The 22,056-nt window shown below is 61.2% G+C and carries 19 protein-coding genes, 1 tRNA gene and 1 pseudogene; 15 read left to right on the plus strand and 6 right to left on the minus strand.

The genetic code is table 11. The features are described 5' to 3' along the window. Nucleotides 1-10: 10 nt before the first annotated feature. The 7 genes from BMW76_RS02820 to BMW76_RS40145 all read left to right on the plus strand — a co-directional run bounded on the left by BMW76_RS02820 (nt 11) and on the right by BMW76_RS40145 (nt 7,231). Nucleotides 11-802 carry an ABC transporter substrate-binding protein gene (locus tag BMW76_RS02820; RefSeq protein WP_090862623.1) on the plus strand — a complete coding sequence of 264 codons (792 nt, stop codon included), beginning with the start codon at nt 11-13 and terminating at the stop codon, nt 800-802. 177 nt (nt 803-979) lie between these two features. Beyond that, a complete protein-coding gene (locus BMW76_RS02825) occupies nt 980-1,717 on the plus strand; it encodes an anti-sigma factor family protein (protein WP_090862627.1) in 738 nt (245 codons plus the stop codon). Between the two features lie 146 nt (nt 1,718-1,863). Next, the gene (locus BMW76_RS02830) at nt 1,864-2,382 is read left to right on the plus strand and encodes an RNA polymerase sigma factor (RefSeq protein ID WP_090862630.1); all 519 of its coding nucleotides are present in this window, start codon (nt 1,864-1,866) and stop codon (nt 2,380-2,382) included. Next, nucleotides 2,379-3,224 carry an anti-sigma factor family protein gene (locus BMW76_RS02835; RefSeq protein WP_090862633.1) on the plus strand — a complete coding sequence of 282 codons (846 nt, stop codon included), beginning with the start codon at nt 2,379-2,381 and terminating at the stop codon, nt 3,222-3,224. Before BMW76_RS02830 ends, BMW76_RS02835 begins: the two co-directional genes overlap by 4 nt. A gap of 273 nt (nt 3,225-3,497) precedes the next feature. Beyond that, entirely contained in the window at nt 3,498-6,341 is a 2,844-nt protein-coding gene (locus tag BMW76_RS02840) for a glycoside hydrolase family 19 protein (protein WP_218162524.1), read from the plus strand. A 3-nt stretch (nt 6,342-6,344) separates the two neighbouring features. Next, entirely contained in the window at nt 6,345-6,830 is a 486-nt protein-coding gene (locus BMW76_RS40140; RefSeq protein WP_143062197.1) for a hypothetical protein, read from the plus strand. Nucleotides 6,831-6,859: 29 nt separating this feature from the next. Beyond that, the gene (locus BMW76_RS40145; protein ID WP_143062198.1) at nt 6,860-7,231 is read left to right on the plus strand and encodes a hypothetical protein; all 372 of its coding nucleotides are present in this window, start codon (nt 6,860-6,862) and stop codon (nt 7,229-7,231) included. A 159-nt stretch (nt 7,232-7,390) separates the two neighbouring features. Here the strand turns inward: BMW76_RS40145 and BMW76_RS02855 are convergent. Further along, nucleotides 7,391-7,466, minus strand: a tRNA-Lys gene (locus BMW76_RS02855). Between the two features lie 203 nt (nt 7,467-7,669). Between BMW76_RS02855 and BMW76_RS02860 the strand changes: the two genes are divergently transcribed. Together BMW76_RS02860 and BMW76_RS02865 are read left to right on the plus strand one after the other, a co-directional pair. Then, the gene (locus BMW76_RS02860) at nt 7,670-8,074 is read left to right on the plus strand and encodes a PaaI family thioesterase (RefSeq protein ID WP_087732290.1); all 405 of its coding nucleotides are present in this window, start codon (nt 7,670-7,672) and stop codon (nt 8,072-8,074) included. A 70-nt stretch (nt 8,075-8,144) separates the two neighbouring features. Further along, nucleotides 8,145-9,011: pseudogene (locus tag BMW76_RS02865) on the plus strand (patatin-like phospholipase family protein). 45 nt (nt 9,012-9,056) lie between these two features. Here BMW76_RS02865 and BMW76_RS02870 read toward each other — a convergent pair. Continuing rightward, complete coding sequence (locus BMW76_RS02870) at nt 9,057-10,070, minus strand: D-2-hydroxyacid dehydrogenase family protein (protein ID WP_090862639.1); 1,014 nt, start codon at nt 10,068-10,070, stop codon at nt 9,057-9,059. A 348-nt stretch (nt 10,071-10,418) separates the two neighbouring features. Between BMW76_RS02870 and BMW76_RS02875 the strand changes: the two genes are divergently transcribed. Next, nucleotides 10,419-12,275, plus strand: a complete 1,857-nt coding sequence (locus BMW76_RS02875; RefSeq protein WP_090862642.1) for a phosphoenolpyruvate carboxykinase (GTP) — start codon at nt 10,419-10,421, stop codon at nt 12,273-12,275. Nucleotides 12,276-12,326: 51 nt separating this feature from the next. On the opposite strand, the gene BMW76_RS40150 is transcribed toward BMW76_RS02875, so the two are convergent. Then, nucleotides 12,327-12,563 (minus strand): hypothetical protein, encoded by a 237-nt coding sequence (locus BMW76_RS40150; protein ID WP_143062199.1) that lies wholly within the window; start codon nt 12,561-12,563, stop codon nt 12,327-12,329. A 47-nt stretch (nt 12,564-12,610) separates the two neighbouring features. Between BMW76_RS40150 and BMW76_RS02880 the strand changes: the two genes are divergently transcribed. Then, a complete protein-coding gene (locus BMW76_RS02880) occupies nt 12,611-13,702 on the plus strand; it encodes a LysR family transcriptional regulator (protein WP_090862645.1) in 1,092 nt (363 codons plus the stop codon). A 154-nt stretch (nt 13,703-13,856) separates the two neighbouring features. Here the strand turns inward: BMW76_RS02880 and BMW76_RS02885 are convergent, their stop codons facing one another. The 3 genes from BMW76_RS02885 to dprA all read right to left on the minus strand — a co-directional run bounded on the left by BMW76_RS02885 (nt 13,857) and on the right by dprA (nt 18,442). Further along, nucleotides 13,857-16,517: a DNA topoisomerase III gene (locus BMW76_RS02885; protein ID WP_090862648.1), complete on the minus strand. Its 2,661-nt coding sequence runs from the start codon at nt 16,515-16,517 to the stop codon at nt 13,857-13,859. Between the two features lie 313 nt (nt 16,518-16,830). Further along, the gene (locus BMW76_RS02890; RefSeq protein ID WP_090862650.1) at nt 16,831-17,208 is read right to left on the minus strand and encodes a thioredoxin family protein; all 378 of its coding nucleotides are present in this window, start codon (nt 17,206-17,208) and stop codon (nt 16,831-16,833) included. A gap of 52 nt (nt 17,209-17,260) precedes the next feature. Next, the gene (gene dprA, locus BMW76_RS02895) at nt 17,261-18,442 is read right to left on the minus strand and encodes a DNA-processing protein DprA (protein ID WP_090863565.1); all 1,182 of its coding nucleotides are present in this window, start codon (nt 18,440-18,442) and stop codon (nt 17,261-17,263) included. 243 nt (nt 18,443-18,685) lie between these two features. On the opposite strand from dprA, the gene def reads away from it, so the two are divergent. The 4 genes from def to htpX all read left to right on the plus strand — a co-directional run bounded on the left by def (nt 18,686) and on the right by htpX (nt 21,883). Beyond that, complete coding sequence (def, locus tag BMW76_RS02900) at nt 18,686-19,189, plus strand: peptide deformylase (RefSeq protein WP_090862653.1); 504 nt, start codon at nt 18,686-18,688, stop codon at nt 19,187-19,189. A gap of 5 nt (nt 19,190-19,194) precedes the next feature. Continuing rightward, on the plus strand, nt 19,195-20,178 hold the full coding sequence (gene fmt / locus BMW76_RS02905) for a methionyl-tRNA formyltransferase (protein WP_090862656.1): 984 nt from the start codon (nt 19,195-19,197) through the stop codon (nt 20,176-20,178). A gap of 101 nt (nt 20,179-20,279) precedes the next feature. Then, nucleotides 20,280-20,921 (plus strand): LysE family translocator, encoded by a 642-nt coding sequence (locus BMW76_RS02910; RefSeq protein ID WP_090862659.1) that lies wholly within the window; start codon nt 20,280-20,282, stop codon nt 20,919-20,921. Between the two features lie 104 nt (nt 20,922-21,025). Then, nucleotides 21,026-21,883 carry a zinc metalloprotease HtpX gene (htpX, locus tag BMW76_RS02915; RefSeq protein WP_090862662.1) on the plus strand — a complete coding sequence of 286 codons (858 nt, stop codon included), beginning with the start codon at nt 21,026-21,028 and terminating at the stop codon, nt 21,881-21,883. Nucleotides 21,884-22,056: the final 173 nt, after the last annotated feature.

Below are 22,056 nucleotides of genomic sequence, written 5' to 3' on the forward strand. Positions count from 1 at the left end.
GAGATCAACGATGAAGCTTGTTAAGAATCTGCTGATGCTGGCCTGTGCGTTTGCATCGGTTGCGACGGCGTCGGCGATGGCCGCCGATGCGACGACGCTGCGCTATGGGCTCGAAGCGCAATATCCGCCGTTCGAATCGAAGGGCTCGAATGGCGAATTGCAGGGCTTCGATATTGACATCGGCAACGCTGTGTGCAAGACGGCCAACCTGAAATGCAGCTGGGTCGAAACGTCGTTCGACGGTTTGATTCCGGCGCTGCAAGGCCGCAAGTTCGACGCGATCAACTCGGCGATGAACGCGACGGAAAAGCGCCGCCAGGCCATCGACTTCACCAACGTGATCTACCGCGTGCCGACACAACTGATCGCGCGCAAGGACAGCGGCCTGCTGCCGACGCCCGAATCGCTAAAGGGCAAGCGCGTCGGCGTGTTGCAGGCGTCGATTCAGGAAACGTATGCGAAGGCGCACTGGGAAGGCGCCGGCGTGACGGTCGTGCCGTATCAGGACCAGAACCAGGTGTACACGGATCTCGTCGCCGGCCGTCTCGATGCAACGCTCGTGCTTGCGCCTGCTGGGCAAACAGGCTTTCTGTCGCGTCCCGATGGCAAGGACTTCGCGTTCGTCGGCCAGGCGGTGCGTGACGACAAGATTCTCGGCAGCGGCATCGCGTTCGGCGTCCGCAAAGGCGACACTGCGTTGCGCGACCAGTTGAACGCGGCAATCGCGAAAGTGCAGGCGGACGGCACGGTCAAGACGCTCGCGCAGAAGTACTTCGGCAATATCGACGTTTCGGCGAAGTAAACGGCTTCGTCTTTCTGCTTTCGTTTTTTCTACATTACGCGCCGCATGGCTTCGGTCATGCGGCGCGTTTGTTTTTGCCTAATGTCTGACGAATGAATCGTTGAAAGCGGTTGGAATAAAGTCCGCAATGGTCCTGTTGGCGCAACAGGAGCTTCATTTTTGTACGACTGAACCGCTATGTCCCGCACTCATTCGCCGACCGATCCGCCGCTTACCGAAGCGGACATGCAGGCGTTCGCCGACGGCAATCTGCCGCCGGAGCGGGCGGCGCGCGTGCGTAAATACCTGGGCGCTCGGCCGCGCGAGGCCGAGCGGATTGCGTTCTACAGGCATCTGAACATGCAGATGCGAGACGTCTTCGAGGGCGCGTTTGCGCAGCGCATTCGGGCACCGCACGTCGACCGGGCACGGGCTATCGATTTCCGTTCGAAGGTGCGCAAGTTCTTTCTGCGGCGTATTGGCGTGGCGTTGCTCAGCATCGCGCTGCTCGTGTCGTCGGTGAGCGGGTGGTTTTTTGCGTCGCGCGTATCGACGGAAATGCTCGATGCGACGGCCGTGATGGCGCTGATGCGCGCTTCGGGTCAGCGAGACGCTGGTGCGGCGGCGACTGTGCCGAACGATCCGCATGCCGCCGATCTTGCGCCGTTGGGGCTGAGGCTCGTCGACGCGAGGACGCGTCGTCCGAACGCGTTCGCTCGTATCGACATACTCGATTACCGGAACGCGGACGGTGACGCCGTCGTGCTGGTTTCGTCGCCCGCGCCGTTCGCAGCCGACAAGCCGCATTGGTCTGCACAACGCGTTGGCGATGCGCGGCTTCTGATGTGGACCGCCGACGGCAAACGCTATGTGCTGGCAGGACGCGCGACGACGCACGGACTGATGCGTGCCGCCGATGCGCTGACAACGCGTTAGGCAAACACACGGCTTGTGGATTTGCATGCGCACGTGAAGGCTATTGAAAACAGCGCGGAATAAAATGCAGCAGGTTGTGTTCTCTGCATCAAGAGGCGACGCGCGCGGCGGAATGCGTGCCGAGCGATACCTGATGGATAGACGAAATGGACATCCGTAACGAGTTGATGGAGCACGTGCCGCGATTGCGCCGCTACGCGAGGGCGCTGATCAGCAATCGCGATCTCGCGGACGATCTCGTGCAGGACACGCTCGAACGCGCGCTGACGCGCACGAAAATGTTCCAGGTCGGAACGGACTTGCGTGCATGGCTTTTCACGATCATGCACAACGTGTTCATCAATCAGGTGCGCAAGTCGTCGACGCGCGCAGTTCACGTTTCCGTCGATGACGAGAGCATTGTCGAAAGCGAATTCGCGGTGTCGGGTGAACAGACGCGCTCGCTCGAAGTGCGTGACCTCGATTACGCGTTGCAACGGCTGCCTGCGGATCAGCGCGAAGTCGTATTGCTCGTCGGGCTCGAGGAGATGAGTTACGCCGAAGTGGCGATTGCGCTCGATATTCCCGTCGGCACGGTGATGTCGAGGCTTTCGCGCGGGCGCGAGCGTTTGCGTGCGTTGATGGCGGGCGCTCAGCCCGGCGCAAAACTGAAGGTGGTGCGATGAGCGATCAACAGACTCCAATCAGCGAAGAAGATATTCACGCGTACGTGGACGGCACGCTGTCCGACGAGCGTCGTGAAGAAGTGGAGCGCGCGCTCGAAACGAACCCCGCACTGGCCGCGCGCGTCAGCGATTACTTCTCGCTAAACAACATGTTCCATGAGCGCTATGACCGCGTGCTCAACGAGCCGGTGCCTGCGCGTCTGCGCGTGCACGAGAAGCGTCGCTGGCTCAATGCGGCGAACTGGCCGCAATTCGCGGGGATGGCGGCGGCGCTGGTGTTGGGCATCGGCATTGGCGTCGGCACGAACGTGGGCAAGAACATGCCTGTGCCGTGGGCGGGTTCGTCACAAGGGTCGTCGCAGGGTTCGTCGAATACGCGGCCAGTGAGCGCCGATGTTTCCGAAGTCTTCGCGCAAAAGGCAGCGTTGGCGCATGTCGTGTATATGCCTGCCGTCGATCGTCCCACGGATATCGGCGAGGGTCACGAAGAGGATTTCGTTCAGTACCTCGCGAACAAGCTGGGTACCGATGTGCATCCGCCGATGCTCACCAGGAGCGGATTCCAGCTCGCCGGCGGCCGCGTGTTGCCGGGCGACGACGGGCCCGTTGCGCAGTTCATGTATCACAACGCCAAAGGCGAGCGCGTGACGCTTTGCATTTCCCATCGCAAGGCGAGCGCGAATACGACTGCGTTCAAGCTGTATCAGGAAGGGCCGGTGAATGTGTTCTATTGGGTCGATGGCGATTTCGGATACGCGGTGTCCGGCGGCATTGATCGCAAGGTGATGCTGCAGATCGCGCACGACGTCTATGCGCAATTGACGGGCGCGACACCGGGTTGATCGTTTAGCTGCTGCTTTTCGTTGACGGCTGCATCTCTGGATGCGGCCGTTTTTGTTTAGGTTTTATAGTTAGAAATCCATAATTACTAGAGCGAATGCGCTTTGACAATAAATGACAATTATAGGGCCGGAAATCGTTGATCCACGCCACGCGGCGAGGTTATAAGGCGAGATGGCCTGTAACGGGTCCACATCGCGGCCCGCGTCGGCTTGGCAGTCTTCGCCCTTCGGGCCGTGTCTCCCACGAAATCCAGCAAGGAGGCGCGCCTGTTCATGGCGACACATCACGGTTATCCGCATCACCCCACCACACCGGCAACGCCCGCAAGTCCGCCGTCGCAATGGCAACCCCTTAACTGGAGCTTTCCTTTCGCTCCAATCAGCGGAAATGAAGCCGATCCGCAAACCTGGCTCAGTGCCCTGTCGAATGCGGATGGCGGGTTCTATCCGCTCGGCCTGAATGGCATGTATCACGGTGGCATCCACTTCGACGCCGGTACGGGTGGCAGGCTCAAGCAGGGCGATGGCGTCAAGGCCATTGCCGATGGCGAGGTGGTGGCGTACCGCTTGGATTCCACTTATCCGGAACTGACCTATCCGACCACGCCGCCGCGCTACGTACTGTACTCGACGGGGTTCGTGCTGGTGCGCCACAAGCTTGTGCTACCCCCCGAACCGAAGCCCGCCGGGTCACCGGCTGGCGCGGGCGGCGCGCAGGCTCCGAGGAATGACCAGCCGCCCGCCGACGAAGTGCTGGAACTCTATAGCCTTTACATGCATCAGCTCGACTGGGCGGGTTACAAGGCAGCCGAACAGGCAGACAGCGGCGGCGCGCAGTCTGCATCTGCGATTCACCGCTCGCCCTTCTGGGAAGGCGACCGGCTTTTCCGGGTGGGCGCGAAAGCGAAAGACAAGGTGCCCGTCCCGCCATACGATCCAGCTGACGCTTCCCAGAATCCCGATACGCCGCGGGCTGGTACTCGCATATGCGACCGTGCGTCAGGCACGATAATCGGCCTATTGCCGCGCGGTGGCGAACTCAGCATTGTCGGCAATACCATAAAAGGCTGGGCGCAGATCGCGACCATCACGAAGGGTACGCCCGTGGCCGCTATCGCAGGCGGGACACCCGATCCACGCGCCGCGAAGGGCTGGGTAAATCTTGACGAACTCGACGCGGTGATTGATCCGAAGCCGCTTGATACGGTGGTTGTGCTCGACAAGCCGTTTCCGGTCAAGGCAGGTGACGTGGTGGGCTATTTGGGCCAGTATCGAAACTCCACCGAGGCGAGCGTGTTGCCGCCCCAACGCATCCGCCCTCTGCTTCACGTCGAGGTCATTACCGGGGCGCAGATCAATGACTTCATTAGAAAGAGCCAGGAGCGCGCAAACAAGCTGGGCGATAAGGTGCCCGCTGGAAAGCCACTGCTAGTGATCCAGCAGGGAGCAAAACTTGTCAAACCCGCCGATCCGCAGGGTAATAGCAGGCTGGCGGGGCTGACGCTTGCTCCCGCAACGGGCAAACAGGGCGATCCGGGCAAGGGGATATGGGCAAAGGTTCAGCCAACGAAGCTTGCCGCGCAGCCGTCTAAACACGGCCATGGCGACAACCATCCCACCCGCGGTACGCCCGTAGGCGACCCGCTATGGGTTGAGCGGACGAAGTATGCGGGCAAGGTTGCCGGTGCAACGGTCCCGACGTGGGCAACTTTCCCGTTGCAGCTTGCCAATGCCCAGGGTCCGACTGTTGGATACCAGCAGGTGTTTTCGCGCGCCCAGCTTGACCAGGGGCGCGAGATCGACAGGGCGACCGACGATCAAGGTACACAATGGTGGTCAATTACGGCGGCGGACGATGACGGCAAGGCGATTACGCGATGGGTGTGCGAGAAGAGCCACCCGTGTACGCGCTGGGAAAGTCCTTGGGCGTGGCCGGGGTTCGATACGGTGGATACCGCCGTTCCGCTGTTCGACATGTACCGGCGCAACCTGTTTGAAACGAAACAGTTACTCAACGGCGAGGAACAGGAATTCAGCGTCGTTGCTGCGAAGGTAAACGCCAGTCCGTTTATCGCGAAGCTGGAGAAGGCGGCAAAGCGAAAAGGTAGCGACAAGGGCGACGTGGTTCCGGCTGACCTGAAGAGGGCATTGACCATGCCTTGGTTGGCGGAGGCGGTCTCGCACCTGATTTTTTGCTACGAGAGCGAATGGGGCGGCGATATGGGCAAGTGGGGAGCGCTATCGTCAATCATGGGCGAAGACGGCAAGCCGATCTGGCAGGCCGAGATGGAACGCATCGAGAAGCTGCAGTGGTGGGAGAAGGTGAATGCCGTCAAGGGCTTTCCGGCAGATCCCAATGTGTGGCACATCCATCCGATTGCGCTGGTGGGGAATTTCCTGCATGACAATTCACTGATAACACTCGCAATGTTAAAGGCTGTGGAGCCGTCAAATTCAGACGAGTATTACCAAACTATTCTGCCCTATCTGAACAAGTACGCCTTGGCCTATCAGGTCAACAAGCCAAAACGGATTGCTCATTTTCTTTCGCAAGCGGCCCATGAAAGCAAACTCAGGTCGTCCGAAGAAGGGTTGAACTACAACCCCAAAAATATGAGGAAGACCTTTGGGTGTAAAGGTGGTCCTAAGAATTACGAGTCAAGCTGTGACGATTGCGCGCATGGCCGACTGCGAGACAAACTCTGGAGTGAAGAGAATTACTACGCGCACAACCCTGAGCATCTTGCAAACTATGTCTATGCAAACCGGATGGGGAATGGAGACGAACGCAGCGGCGACGGCTATAAATATCGTGGACGCGGATTCATACAAGTGACTGGTAAGGCCGGTTATCAATCATTTCAAGATGAACACAATCGAAGGTCCCCCGATGATCAACAGGATTTCATTGAAAATCCAGATCTCATAGCGACTCACGCGGAGTATGCTGTTGAATCCGCTTTTGTATTTTGGTCGAAAGTCAGTCTAAATTCAGTTTCGGACGCTGGGACTGTCGCTGATGTGACGCAAATCGTAAATGGTGGGCAAACTGGCTATGGAGATCGGCTCGCCCGATACAATGCGATTGCCCCTTTACTGGGTTTGGCAACGGAGTAATTAATGAATATTGGCCGGATAAGCATAACATCGATACTTGGGCTAGTCTTGATGACGGGCGCTCATGCCGAGGGATTGTGTGAGGCAGATGAGGCAGTAATTTTTAATTGTGAATTGCCAAGGTCTGTTTCATCATTGTGTCAGTCTGACGGTGACGGCGTCCTGACATATCGCAACGGGGGTAATGGAAAAATCAATCTAAAAATATCGGATGCAGGCGAGAGAATAGGGAAGATTTTTTATTTCTCCAATGTACCCTATGCCGGTGGAGGGGAGGCTCACATTAGATTTTCAAGATCAAGTTACACGTATTATCTCTATGATAAAACGATGAAAACCAATAGTGGTCCAGCATTCTCCGCTGGTGTCGTAATTTATAAAGATGGTAAAAGGATTACTAACGTCGCTTGTGGCAATGACGCATCTATACGTGAACGTGCATATCAAAAAATTACAAAGGAAGCTTATCACTCAATTGGCGCTCAGTAGAAACTGATAGCAAAATTCACCGAACTCTCTTGTTAGTCATAAAGCGCCGCCCACGCTTCCATTATCGGGCGGCGCTGTTGCCGCAGGGTGGTGGTGCAGCCTTTCCGCAATCGCTCTATCCTTTCTGCTTCGTCAAGGCGACACCTGATGGACGCGGCCGCCTGCGCCCAGGCTGCGGACCACACATGTCACATGAGAAGTCTTTTGACTGGCGCCGCACCATGCAGACCGTATTGCACTATGCAGACCCGTGGGCGGTTCGGGACGTCGAATCGGCGTTCTACGGCCATCCTGAAGCAGCACTTCGCCCGGTCGTTACACTCAGCAACAACAAGCGTGGCGCGGTGGCCGTGGCGATGTGCAACGCGAAGATGCCGCGCTATGCGGGCAAAGCCGCTTGAGGCGGTGCAGGCTGCGCGTCGTGCTGTTGCATTCGGCGCCCAATGAACCAGGTGACGTTGCGCCGCAAGCGTTCCTCGAATTTGCCTACACAGCACCTACACGGACCCGGAAAGCAAAAAGCCCAGCCGGTTAAGGCTGGGCTAAGTGCTTGATATCTTTGGTGGGGCGTGAGTGACTCGAACACTCGACCTACGGATTAAGAGTCCGCTGCTCTACCAACTGAGCTAACGCCCCAACAGAAGCGAGAGTATGCAGGAGATTTTCTCGTTTGGCAAGCGTATCTCGCAAATTTCTTAAAAAGATCGCGCGGGCCTCCGGATGGCCGGGCGTGAGCGATCCGCGCGAAAGCACCATCGAAGCGCACGGGCGTTCGTCCCGGTATCATGTCGCGACACCATGCCACGCGGCGTTCCGCGTGGCCCAAACGGGAAATCATGATGGACGAAAACGAAGTCCGGGCGTTGCTCGATCGAGTGCTCGCGCCGTGGGTGCGGGCGTTGTCGATGACCCCAGTGAAAGTGGACGACGAAAGCGCCACGCTGACACTGCCGTTTTCGGGCGAGCTCCGGCACAGCGGCGGCGTGATCTGCGGACAGGTTTTCATGGCGGCCGCCGATACGGCGATGGTCGTCGCCATCTCCGCCGCGCTCGGCGGATTCAAGCCGATGACGACCGTCTCGCTGAACATCAGCTTCATGCGCGCGGTCCGCAAGGGCGATGTCGTCATCACGGCGCGCGTGCTTCGGATGGGCCGCAATCTCGTGTTCGGCGAAGTCGAGCTGTTCGACGAGGCCGGCAAGATGGCCGTGCATGCCACCACGACTTACGCGCTGCTCGACTGAAACCGCTCGATTGCGACAGCGCGCCCGCCGGCGGCGCCAATGCGTGTCGGCAACGGAAGGAAATCAACGGATGTTCGATCAGGTCGTATTCGCCGGCGGCGGCAATCGCTGCTGGTGGCAAGCAGGCTTCTGGGACATCGTCCAGCCGGAACTGAACATCAGGCCGCGCGTGATCACGGGCATCTCGGCGGGCGCAGCCACCGCGTGCATGCTCTACACGCGCGACGCCGATTGGGTGATGCGCTATTACGAAAACGCGCTGCGCGACAACACGAAGAACGCGTACTGGGGCAATCTGCTGCGCGGCGAGTCGGTGTTTCCGCACTACCGGATCTACCGTCAGGCGTTGCTCGATATCTACGGCGAGAAGTTTTCGCAACTGGCGAAGGCGCCTGAAATACGCATCGGCGTGTCGCATGTGCCGCGTTAGCTGGGCGCGCGTAGCGCCGTCGCCGCCGGGCTGATCGCGTACAACATCGAGAAATACATCCGAAAGACCTTGCATCCGACACTCGGTCAGTCGCTCGGCTTTCATCCCGAATTCGTGCGCGCGCAGGATTGCGCGAGCGTCGACGAACTCGCGGACCTGATTCTTCAGTCGTCTTGCACGCCGCCGTTCACGCCCGTCCTGCGTCGCAACGGGCGGCCCGTGCTGGATGGCGGAATGGTCGACAACGTGCCCGTCAGCGCGCTCGATCCGACGCCCGGCAACGTGCTGGTGATGGTGACGCGCATTTATCCGCGTCCGCAGATGTTCGTCGTGCCGCGCGGCGCGCAGCAGCGGCTGTATGTCCAGCCGTCGTGCAAGGTACCGATTTCGAGCTGGGATTACACGAGTTCGTCACAGATGCAGCACGCCTACAATCTAGGACGCATCGACGGTGAGCATTTTCTACAACGGATTCCGGAACTGCTCGACGCCGCCGCGCACGACTGAAGCGTTCGCGTCAGTGCCGCGGCCCGCGAACGGGCCGCGCGCAACTCACTTCCGGCGGCCGCCCTGCAGCGCTTCCGGGTTCGCGACGCTCGACGGGTCGCCCTGATCGAACGCGAGGATGTTCCTGAACGCCGCGCCGAAGTAAAGCTCATAGCTTTCCTTTTCGACGTAACCGATGTGCGGCGAGCAGATCACGTTTTCCATCCGCAGCAGGCTGTAACCTTGCAGGATCGGCTCGCTTTCGTAGACGTCGATGGCGACCATGCCCGGCCGGTTGTGCGACAGCGCGCCGATCAGCGCATTTTCTTCCAGTAGCTCCGCGCGGCTCGTGTTCACGAAAAGCGCGGTCGGTTTCATGCGCAACAGATCGTCCTGTTTGACGATGCCGCGCGTGTCGTCGTGCAGACGCAAATGCAGCGACAGCACGTCGCTCTGTTCGAACAGCGCTTCGCGGCTTTCCGCGACCGCGTAGCCATCGGCGACTGCCGCTTCGCGCGTATGCTCGCGGCCCCAGATCAGCACGTTCATGCCGAACGCTTTGCCGTATCCAGCGACGAGCCGACCAATCTTGCCGTAACCCCAGATGCCGAGCGTCTGTCCGCGCAACACTTGCCCCAGACCGAAGTTCGGCGGCAGCGCCGACGTTTTCAGGCCCGATTGCTGCCACGCGCCCTGCTTAAGGTTTGCCACGTATTGCGGAATCCGTCTTTGCGCGGCCATGATGAGAGCCCACGTCAGTTCGGCGGGAGCGATGGGCGACCCGACGCCTTCGAGCACGGCAATCCCGCGCTCCGTACAGGCTGCCATGTCGATATGGCTTCCTGCTTTCCCCGTCTGGCTGATCATGCGCAGATGCGGAAGCTTGTCGAGCAGCTGCGAGCTGATGCGGGTACGTTCGCGAATCAGGACCAACGCGTCGACTTCTGACAGACGACTGGCGAGCTGACCCAGGCCGCGCACGGTATTGTTGAAAACCTTGACCTCGTGGTCGGCGAGCAGTTGAAAGCAGTCGAGCTTGCGGACGGCGTCTTGATAATCGTCAAGGATGGCAATCTTCATGGCGTATGTGTTTTGCGGCGCACCATGCAGGTGCGGAACGGAGTGTCTGTTTGGGTGTCCCATCATGTGACCTGGACCACATGATGCTTGTATTGAATGCCGTACCGTACAAGGACCCGCTATGACGACGCCACGACGGTAGGGCAAGTTCCCCAGTTTTTAACAGTTTGTTGCATGTCCACGCAAGCCGCTTTACACACGGTTTCACGTGCCTGCGACAGGCTGTAAAGGCCCTTACGACCTGCACCATCGCGCGCAGAAAATCTCGTGCGCGGATTGCCGCCTCTCGCATGCAGCGTCGCTGGGCTAGCACCGTTTTTCTTCTTCTACCAAAACGGAGACAGCTCGATGAATCATCCCGCATTTGCAGGCCAATCAACCGTCGAAGCGCCTGCCTGGGTCAAACACCAAAAACTGATCGAGTGGGTACAGCGCATCGCGGCGCTGGCGAAGCCGGAGCGGATTGTCTGGTGCGACGGTTCGCAGGAGGAATACGACCGTCTGTCAGCGCAGATGGTCGCAGCCGGCACCCTCATCAAGCTCAACCCGGCCAAACGGCCGAACTCCTACCTCGCGTGCTCCGATCCATCCGACGTCGCGCGCGTCGAGGACCGTACGTTCATCTGCTCGCAGCGTCGCGAGGACGCCGGCCCGACCAACAACTGGATCGAGCCCGCCGAAATGCGCGCGACGCTCGACGGCCTGTTCGACGGCGCGATGCGCGGCCGCACGATGTATGTCGTGCCTTTCTCGATGGGGCCGCTCGGTTCGCCGATCGCCCATATCGGCGTCGAACTGACGGACAGTCCGTACGTCGTCACGAACATGCGGATCATGACGCGCATGGGCCGCAAGGTGTACGACGTGCTCGGCGAAAATGGTGAGTTCGTGCCGTGCGTGCATTCCGTCGGCGCGCCGCTCGCGGCCGGCCAGAAAGACGTGCGCTGGCCGTGCAACGACACGAAATACATCGTCCATTTCCCGGAAGCGCGCGAAATCTGGAGCTACGGCTCGGGCTACGGCGGTAACGCGCTGCTCGGCAAGAAGTGCTTTGCGCTGCGCATCGCGTCGACGATGGGCCGTGACCAGGGCTGGCTCGCCGAACACATGCTGGTGCTCGGCGTGACGTCGCCGGAAGGCAAGAAGCATCACGTCGCGGCGGCGTTCCCATCGGCGTGCGGCAAGACCAATTTCGCGATGCTGATTCCGCCGGAAGGGATGAACGGCTGGAAGATTACGACGATCGGCGACGATATCGCGTGGATCAAGCCGGGCAAGGACGGGCGTCTCTACGCGATCAATCCGGAAGCCGGCTATTTCGGCGTCGCGCCCGGTACGAGCGAAAAGACGAACTTCAACGCGATGGCGACGCTGAAGGAAAACGTGATCTTCACGAACGTCGCACTGACCGATGACGGCGACGTCTGGTGGGAAGGCATGACGGACGAACCGCCGGCGCACCTCATCGACTGGCAGGGCAAGGACTGGACGCCGGCGATCGCGAAGGAAACGGGCCGCAAGGCCGCGCATCCGAATGCGCGCTTCACGGCGTCCGCTTCGCAATGTCCTTCGATCGACGCCGATTGGGAGAACCCGGAGGGCGTGCCGATCGACGCGTTCGTCTTCGGCGGACGCCGCTCGACGACGGTGCCGCTCGTCACGGAAGCGCGCGACTGGGTGGAAGGCGTCTATATGGCCGCGACGATGGGCTCCGAAACGACGGCGGCGGCGGCTGGCCAGCAGGGCGTCGTGCGGCGCGATCCGTTCGCGATGTTGCCTTTCTGCGGCTACAACATGAGCGATTACTTCGGCCACTGGCTCAAAACGGGCGCAAAACTCGAGCAGATGAGCGTTCGCGCGCCGAAGATTTTCTGCGTCAACTGGTTCCGTAAAGGCGACGACGGCAAATTCGTGTGGCCCGGCTTCGGCGAGAACATGCGCGTATTACGCTGGATGGTAGACCGGATCGAAGGCCGGGCGCAGGGCGAGGAGCACGCGTTCGGCATTTCGCCGCGCTACGACGACATCGACTGGAGCGGGCTCGACTTCACCCGCCAGCAGTTCGAGAAGGTGATCTCCGTCGATGACGCGGCGTGGCGCAAGGAACTGGAACTGCACGCCGAACTATTCGACAAGCTGAAGCAGGGTCTGCCTGCGGCACTGCAAGATACGCGAAGCGCACTGGAGAAAAAGTTCGTCGCCTAGTCATGTGAGTGCTCACTGACATCCGACCAAAGCCGCTTTCGGGCGGCTTTTTCATGCCGTCGCGCGGCCGCACAGCGATGCTTTCGACCTCATTGGTGCCGCAGACGCCGCGCTTTTGTTATTTACGCCTTCTGGACGTTTTCGACGCAATGCAGCAAATTGTTTCTCTGGCAGGAACAATCGGCAGTTCGCTATTCCGTCCCCGGAGATATTGACTCGGATTTTTATAAAATTTCCGGAATCTTGGGCAACTTCTGCAGGATTTCCCTGGTCGTAGGAAAATTCCAAGTGTGCTTCCTGTTCCGAGGGGAGCTGTAATACGGCAGGAGTTGTCCATGGATCATTTGCAGTCGATGCGAGTATTCGTCAAGGTGGCGGATCTCGGAAGTTTCGCCCGCGCGGCTAGCGCGATGGATATTTCAAACGCAGTCGCGACCCGTCACGTTGCCGATCTCGAAGGCCGTCTTGGCACCCGACTGCTCAACCGCACCACCCGTAGTCTTTCGCTGACCGAATCCGGTCAGGTTTATCTCGAACGCGCACGCCAGATCCTCGACGAGCTAGAGGACGTCGAACAGATGGTCGTTGCACGTAATCACGAGCCCGTCGGCACACTGCGCATCGTCGCGCCCGTCGTGTTCGGGCTGCACAATCTTGCGCCCGTGCTCCAGACGTATGCCGAGCGCTATCCCAAGGTGATTCCCGATGTGACGCTGGTCGACCGTCAGGTCGATCTCGTCGAAGAAGGTTTCGATGTGGGCGTCGTGATCGCGCGCCACATGCGCAGCGCGAGCATCGTGACGCGCCGTCTGACGACCGGCTGCATGACCGTGTGCGCGACGCCAGCATATCTCGAGAAGCACGGCACGCCGACGCGGCCGGAGCAGTTGCTGGAGCATCCGTGCCTGTCGCTGCCGTCCGAATACTGGGGCGACGAGCGTGTGTTCACGGGCCCGGACGGCGAAGTGCGCGTGCGTCCGACGAACGTGATCGTTGCGAACAACACGGAAATGCTGCGTCAGTTCGCGCTGCTCGGCATGGGCATCGCGATCCTGCCGAGCTACCTGATCGGCCGCGATACGACGCGCGGCAAGCTGGTGCGTCTGTTGAGCGACTACCGTCTGCCGCAGGTCGAGATCAATATCGCGTATCCGAGCCGTCGTCACCTGCCCGCCAAGGTCCGCACGTTCATCGATCACCTCGTCGAGCATTTCAACCAGACGCCGAACAGCCAGCTTGGCGAGCAATGGGTCAAGGATGGCGTCGACCGGACGCCGGCGATGCTGGAGTCCGCGGCGATGTCGATGCCGCCCGAAGCGTTCGATGGCGCCGAGCCGCTGTCGAGCCTGCTGGACGCCGATATTCCCGCAAAGCCGTCGACGCGCACGTTGAACCGTTCGCGCAGCGTCGCGTCGTCTACGCACTGACCGAGGGACTGATGCGTGCTTGCTGAAGTGAGCAAGCGTGCGTGCCGCGCAGAGGCGCGACACCTTGTCGCGGAAGATAAAAAAACGCAGTCGCCTGTCAAGGCTGACTGCGTTTTTTATTGCGCGGACGGTTGCGGCGCGAACCGCACGGGCCTTATGAGCCTGTCTTACGCGCCGTGGTCTTCGTTGCCGTCTTGGTGGCGGCCTTCTTTGCAGGCGCTTTCTTGGCGGCGGCCGTTTTTGCTGCGGCCTTTTTCACGGGTGCCTCGTTCGCGGCCTCTGCATCGGCGTCGGCGGCGACAGGCGCTGCCTTGCCCGCGGACTTCGCGGCTGCCGTTTTGGCCGCGCCTTCCTTCGGCTCCTTCTTTTCGAACTCGAAGCCGATCTTGCCGTCGTTCTGCTTGACGAGATAAGCCTTGAAGTTGCGGCCCGTGCGCGACGATTTGAAATTCGTCAGCAAATCGGTGCGCCCGTCCTGCAGCAGCTTGGCCATCTGCTCACGCGCGATCTCCTGTTGCAGGATGACCTTGCCCGAGCGGAAATCGCACGTCTTCGGATTCGCGACCGAGTTCTCGCAGACGTAGCTCATGCCGTGCTCGAAGACCTTGCCGCTACATTTCGGACACGCGCCGACGGATTCCTGCTCGGAAAAGTCCGGCGCTTCGCCGTCTTCGCCGCCTTGATCCTGGCCGAAGTCGAATTCGAGCTTGTAGTTCTTCGTTTCGTCGTCGAGCGAGAGCTTGAGAATCGCGGAAAACGGCCGTCCCATCTTGCTGCGGAAACCCGACAGCGGGCCGATTTCCTTCTTCTGCAACAACTCTTCGACTTCTTCGATTTCGAATTGCCGGCCGCCCGGAATCTTCGAGATCGAGAACTCGCATTTCGTGCAGGCGAAACGGCGATAGTTTTCCTTCACCTGTCCGCCGCAATTCGGGCAGGGCGTTTGCAGCGTCGCGTAGTCGCCCGGAATCGTGTCCGAATCGTATTCCTTCGCGCGCTTGACGATGGTCTGCGTCATGCGGGCGATCTCCTGCATGAACGCGTCGCGCGGCAGCTTGCCGCGCTCCATCTGCGACAGCTTGTACTCCCATTCGCCCGTCAGTTCGGGCGCGGTCAGCTCCTTCACGCTAAGGCCGCGCAGAAGCGTCATTAGCTGGAAAGCCTTTGCGGTCGGAATCAGCTCGCGGCCCTCGCGGACCAGATATTTTTCGCCGAGCAGCCCTTCGATGATCGCCGCGCGCGTGGCCGGCGTGCCAAGCCCCTTCGCGGCCATCGCTTCGCGCAGTTCGTCGTCTTCGACGAGCTTGCCCGCGCCTTCCATCGCCGAGAGCAGCGTCGCTTCGTTGTAGCGTGCGGGCGGCTTCGTGACGAGTTGCTGCGCGGCGATCTTGTCGGTCTTGACCTTCTCGTCCTTCTTCACCGGGACGAGGTTCGCGTCCTCGCCGCCCGTTTCGCGGCCGTAGACCTGAAGCCAGCCCGCTTCGACGAGCACCTTGCCTTCGGTCTTGAAATGATGGCCGACGACTTCCGTGATACGCGTAGTCACGCGGTACTCGGCGGCCGGGAAGAACACGGCGAGGAAGCGCTTGACGACGAGGTCGTACAGCTTCTGCTCCGGTTCGGACAGCGCTTTCGGCGCCTGCAGCGTCGGGATGATGGCGAAGTGATCGCTGATCTTCGAGTTGTCGAAGATGCGCTTGTTCGGCTTCACCCAGCCCTTGTCGAGCACCTGTTTCGCGTGCGGCAGATAGTTGTTGCTCTCCTTGAGCATCTCCATCGTGTGCTTGACCGTCTCCAGATAGTCTTCCGGCAGCGCGCGCGCGTCGGTACGCGGATAGGTCAGCACCTTGTGCTTTTCGTACAGCGCCTGGGCGAGCGCGAGCGTGTTCTTCGCCGAGAAGCCGAAACGGCCGTTGGCCTCGCGCTGGAGGCTGGTGAGGTCGAAGAGCGCCGGCGACAGCTGCGTCGACGGCTTCGATTCTTCCGTCACATTGCCGATCTGCCCGCGACACGCGGCGACAATCGTTTCCGCAGCCGGCAGGCTCCACAGACGCGAATCGCGCTTCTCCGGATCGAATTCGTCTTTCTTGAACTTCGGGTCGAACCAGCGGCCTTCGTAGAAGCCCGCGCCGCAGACGAATTCCGCCTTCACTTCCCAGTAATCGCGCGGCACGAAGCGGCGAATCTTCTCTTCGCGCTCGACGACGATCGACAGCGTCGGCGTCTGCACGCGCCCGACCGTGGTCAGGAAGAAGCCGCCGCCCTTGCTGTTGAACGCGGTCATCGCACGCGTGCCATTGATGCCGACGAGCCAGTCCGCTTCCGAGCGGCACCGCGCGGCGTCCGCGAGCGGCTGCATCTCGACATCGCTGCGCAACTGCGCGAAGCCTTCGCGGATCGCGGCGGGCGTCATCGACTGCAGCCACAGACGCTGCACCGGCTGTTTCGCTTTCGCGTGCTGCGCGATCAGGCGGAAAATCAGCTCGCCCTCGCGCCCCGCGTCGCATGCGTTAATCAGTCGGTCGACGTCTTTTCGCCTGATCAGCTTATTCAGCACCTTCAGCCTGGATTCGCTTTTTGCAATCGGATTCAGGTCGAAATGGGGCGGAATAACGGGGAGATTGGCGAAACTCCATTTTCCCCGCTTGACTTCATATTCTTCCGGCGCGGCGATCTCGAGCAGATGGCCGACCGCCGACGAGAGGACGAAATCGTCGCTCTCGAAGTACTCGTCATGCTTGGTAAAACCGCCCAAAGCCCGCGCGATGTCGTTCGCGACGGATGGCTTTTCGGCGATGATCAGTGCTTTGGACATGACTGAAAATAAATTGGTGGATTCGGGTTGGTACCTCGGGTTTTCCCGCCCGGGTTTGGCACCCATTAACGACCGCTTTATAGCACACGCCACAGCAGCGGCAATCGGTTGGCCCAAAAAAGCGGGTCATCATAATTGCGCGCAGATCGATTGGGCAAGCGTGTGACGACCGTTGTCAGGCGCGCCTTTCGGGGCACGCCATGCGATTTTTGCCGCGTCCAGCAGCGATTTCCGCAATCGCCGTGCCGATCCGGGGGCGCCGCGGTCGCGTGCGGCACAAAACACGCGTGATTTGTTGCGTTTCGGGTGCGAATCAGGCTTCAAGCAACGCCGGGCGCATTTTCGGCGCGCCTTTGACGCCGGGCAGCGCCGTCAGATCAACGAGCATCCGTTCGACGATCGACGCTTGCGGCAAGACCGTTCCGAAGAAGCGGGTGGTCGTACCGTCTTCGATAAGAATCGTTGGGAAATTCTCAACATCAAGATCGTCAAAACGGTCCGCGTGCGTTTCGATATCGACCCATGCAAAGCAAACGTCGGGATGCTTGTCCGCCAGCACGTCGAACGCGGCACGGTACTCACGGCAGGTGCCGCACCATTCCGCGCACAGGCACGCAACGAAAAGCGTCTCGCGGTCATTGACGCGCTCGGCGATTCGCTTCGAGTCTGTGTCCAGGTTAAACGCGGGCATGGCGGTTCCTTCGGCATGACATGGTTATTTCGCGCGAATGTAGCACGACGCGTTATGCACCGTGCGCAGCGCGAACGTATCGGCCGCCGGGCAACGCACACAGCTCGCCGGCCAGTTCGAGACGCAGCAGCGTGCTTTGCAGCAGCGTGTCGTCCATTTCGGTGCGCTCGGCCAGAATTTCAAGCGTCGCGGGCGAATGGCCGAGCGCGTCGAGCAGGCGCCTGGCCTCGGCGGGCAATCCGCCACCGGCTTCGCCGCGCGCGGATTCGTCGGCGGAACTCCTTTGCTGCAGGGCCCGCAGCCTACGCGTCGGTACGGGCGCCGGCGCAGGCGGGGGTATGTCAAAGCCCAACTCTTCGAGTACATCTTCGGGCGTTTCGACGAGCTTCGCTCCCTGCTTGATCATCCGGTGACAGCCGCGCGCCAGCGGAGCATGGATCGAACCGGGAATCGCGAACACGTCACGGCCCATTTCGTTGGCAAGCCGAGCCGTGATCAGCGAGCCCGAGCGCATGGCTGCCTCGACGATCAGCACGCCGCTCACGAGCCCGGCAATCAGCCGGTTACGTTGCGGAAAGTGCGCAGAGCGCGCTGGCGTGCCGAGCGGCCATTCCGACATGATCGCGCCGCGCTCGGCGATCTGTTGTGCGAGCGCTTGATGCGAAGGCGGGTAGACGATATCGGCGCCCGTCCCGATAACGGCGATCGTGCTGCCGCGCCCCTGAAGCGCGCCGCGATGTGCCGCGCCGTCGATGCCCAACGCCAGCCCCGATACCACCGTCAATCCTGCGTCGGACAGCGCGCGCGCAAAGCGGGAGGCGTCTTCGAGGCCCTGCGGCGTCGCGCTTCGGCTGCCGACGACCGCAACGCCGCGCGTCTGCAGCAACTCGATGCGTCCCTTTACATATAGCAGCGGCGGCGGATCGGGCATGGTGAGGAGCGCGGACGGGTAAGCGGGATCGTCGAGCGTGACGAGCGCGTTGCCGGGCAGTTCGCGCCATGCTCGCACCGCATCGAACTGCGCGGCGAAGTCCGGTGCGGGTGGCGTAAGGGCGGCGCGGGCGGAGCCTTCGTCGCTTGCCTGAGCGAGCGCGGCGAACGGTTGCGCGAGCACCGCGTCCGGAAGGCCGAAGGCGGTCAGCATCTGACGCAGCGCCGCCGGCTTCAGTCCAGGCGCCATCGAGAGCCGCAGCCAGGCGGACAGTTCGTCGTCAGTGAGGGGAAGGGTCTGCATCGCTTGCGTCCTCGCGCGCGGCAACCGGCTTTGCGGTCGCCATGCTAAAATTTTCATCATCCGAAATAAACCGAAACCACTGCTGCGCCGCGTTCGCGCGCCGGCCGACATGTGTTTGGGCATTGAATCGATCCGGTTCGGTCACCATCTATCCTGTGCGTGTCGCGATCGGCGAACAACCTGGCCGAATGGCTATCGCGCGACTGTGTTCAACTGCGTCGGCGCCCAATCAATTTCAGGACCATGGCTTTACTCAACATCCTCAACTACCCGGACAAGCGTCTGCACAAGATCGCGAAGCCGGTCGAAAGCGTCAATGACCGTATCCGCAAGCTCGTTGCCGACATGGCCGAGACCATGTACGCCGCGCCAGGCGTGGGTCTCGCGGCAACTCAGGTCGACGTGCACGAGCGCGTGATCGTGATCGACGTATCGGACACGCACGATGAACTGCGCGCGTTCATCAATCCGGAAATCATCTGGTCGAGCGACGAAAAGAAGATCAACGAGGAAGGCTGCCTGTCGGTGCCGGGCATCTATGACAACGTCGAGCGCGCCGAGAAAGTGCGCGTGCGCGCGCTGAACGAGAAGGGCGAAACGTTCGAGATCGACTGCGAAGGGCTGCTCGCCGTGTGCATCCAGCACGAAATGGATCACCTGATGGGCCGCGTGTTCGTCGAATATCTGTCGCCGCTCAAGCAGACGCGCATCAAGAGCAAGATGAAAAAGCTCGCGCACGCGATGTGACGCCCATGAGCCATTCGTTGCGCGTCATCTTTGCCGGTACGCCGGAATTCGCCGCCGCGGCGCTCGCCGCGATTCACGAGGCCGGCTTTCCGGTGCCGCTCGTCCTCACGCAGCCCGACCGTCCGGCGGGCCGCGGCATGAAATTGCAGGCGAGTCCGGTCAAGCGCTACGCGCAGGAGCAAGGCATCGAGGTGGCGCAGCCGCCCTCGTTGCGCCGTAACGGCAAATTCCCGGCCGAAGCCACGGCCGCGATCGACGAGTTGCGCGCCACGCCGCACGACGTGATGGTGGTGGCCGCTTACGGCCTGCTATTGCCGCAGGAAGTCCTCGATATTCCGACGCGCGGCTGCATCAACATTCATGCTTCGTTGCTACCGCGCTGGCGCGGCGCCGCGCCGATTCACCGCGCGATCGAGGCTGGCGACGCGCAAACGGGCATCACGCTGATGCAGATGGACGCGGGCCTCGATACGGGCGCGATGATCTCCGAAGCGCGCATGCCGATCCACGACACCGACACGACTGCGACCCTCCACGACCGTCTGGCCGAAGGGGGCGCAAAGCTGATCGTCGATGCGCTGATCGAACTGGAGCGCAACGGCAAGCTGGATTCGACGCCTCAGCCTGCCGACGGCGCCACCTACGCCGAGAAGATCGGCAAACAGGAGGCGGCGCTCGACTGGCGCCGTCCTGCTGCGGAACTCGCGCGGCAGGTGCGCGCGTTCGATCCGTTTCCCGGTGGCGCGGCGACGCTCGACGGGACGGTGCTGAAAATCTGGTCGGCGTGCGCAGTCGAAGCGCCGCGCAACGCCGCGCCTGGCACGATCGTCGATGTGTCGCCGGAAGGTATCGTCGTGGCGTGCGGCGAAGGCGCGCTGCGCATCGCGCAACTGCAAAAGCCGGGCGGCAAGCGCCTTGCCGTGCGCGATTTCCTGGCCGGGTCGACGCTCGCCGCGGGCCAGCATTTCGACCTCGCGCAGCCAGAATAAGCGACGGATTATCAGGGGCGCAATCTGCCGTTCGGCCAGGTCACGCCGGCTTCGTGCGGCGCGTTAGAATCTTCGATGCAACCCTGCCTGAAGAGGTTTCCATGTTCGGCATCACCCATTTCGAGTTCTTCATCGCCGCGGTTTTTCTGCTCAACGTCACGCCCGGTCCCGACACCGCTTACATCGTCGGCCGAAGCGTCGCGCAAGGGCGCGGCGCGGGACTGATGTCGGCGTTGGGCATCTCGGCGGGGTGCTGCGTGCACTCGCTCGCCTGCGCATTTGGCCTGACGGCGCTGCTGGCCGCGTCCGCCACCGCGTTTACCGTGATCAAGTTCGTCGGCGCGATCTACCTGATTTACCTTGGCGTGCGTCTCATCCTGACGAAACCGGAAGCCGCGGAAGCAGCGGGCGCCGCGCGCGCGACCGGCGCGCCGAAGTCGCTGCGCCAGCTTTTCCTGCAAGGCTTCTGGACCAACGTGCTGAACCCGAAAGTCGTGCTGTTCTTCGTGTCGTTCTTTCCGCAGTTCGTGTCCGCTAGCAGCGATCACAAGACGTTTGCGTTTCTGACGCTAGGTGTCGTTTTCGTCGTGATGAGCATGGTGTGGAACAGCTTCGTCGCGTGGATTGCGGGCAGCGTTACGCGCAAGTTCTCCGGTAAGCCGGGTGTCAAGAGGTGGCTGGACCGCGGCGTCGGCGGTGCATTCGTGGGGCTCGGCATCAAGCTCGCCACAGCAACGCGGTGATTGAATTTTTCCCGCTCGTCCATATCTAACAGTTCGCTTACAATCATTCGCCGCGAATTGGCGGCAGCAATAGAGAACCGCGTGACGGGCAAGGAGTTCTGGATATGTTCAACTGGGTGAAAACCGCGATGCTGATGGCCGCAATTACGGCGCTCTTCATCGTGATTGGCGGCATGATCGGCGGCCAACGGGGCATGATGCTCGCGTTGCTGATCGCGCTCGGGATGAATTTCTTTTCGTACTGGTTTTCGGACAAGATGGTCCTGCGCATGTACAACGCGCAGGAAGTCGACGAAACGAGCGCACCGCAGTTCTACCGGATGGTTCGCGAGCTGGCGACGCGCGCCAATCTGCCGATGCCGCGCGTCTACCTGATCGACGAAGACCAGCCCAACGCGTTCGCGACGGGCCGTAATCCCGAACACGCAGCCGTGGCGGCGACGACGGGTATTCTGCGCGCGCTGTCAGAGCGTGAAATGCGCGGCGTGATGGCGCACGAACTCGCGCACGTGAAGCATCGCGACATCCTGATCTCGACCATTTCGGCGACGATGGCTGGCGCGATTTCGGCGCTGGCGAACTTTGCGATGTTCTTCGGCGGCCGCGACGAAAATGGCCGCCCGGCGAATCCGATCGCGAGCATCGCCGTCGCGCTTCTCGCGCCGATCGCGGGCGCGCTGATCCAGATGGCAATTTCGCGCGCGCGTGAGTTCGAAGCGGATCGTGGCGGCGCGCAGATTTCGGGCGATCCGCAGGCGCTCGCGTCGGCGCTGGACAAGATCCACCGCTACGCGAATGGCATCCCGTTCCCGACGGCCGAGGCGCACCCGGCTACCGCGCAGATGATGATCATGAATCCGCTGTCGGGCGGCGGCATCCAAAACATGTTCTCGACGCACCCATCCACCGAGGAGCGCATTGCGCGCCTGATGGAGATGGCCCGTACGGGGCGCTTCGACTGAGCGCACGCCGGCAACGCTCGATCCGGCGTCCCGCGACGGCGACGCAAACAGGGGCGAGATCGACTCGCCCCTGTTTCTTTCTGGCTAGAGATCCGCGCCGTCGCTGGAGAGGCTCGACCTCGACCGAGAATAGACGCGCTTTCAAAAACACCGTGACGGCTGCGCGCCGGTCC

Origin of the sequence: Paraburkholderia diazotrophica, from assembly GCF_900108945.1 — a bacterium.
Taxonomy (GTDB): domain Bacteria; phylum Pseudomonadota; class Gammaproteobacteria; order Burkholderiales; family Burkholderiaceae; genus Paraburkholderia; species Paraburkholderia diazotrophica.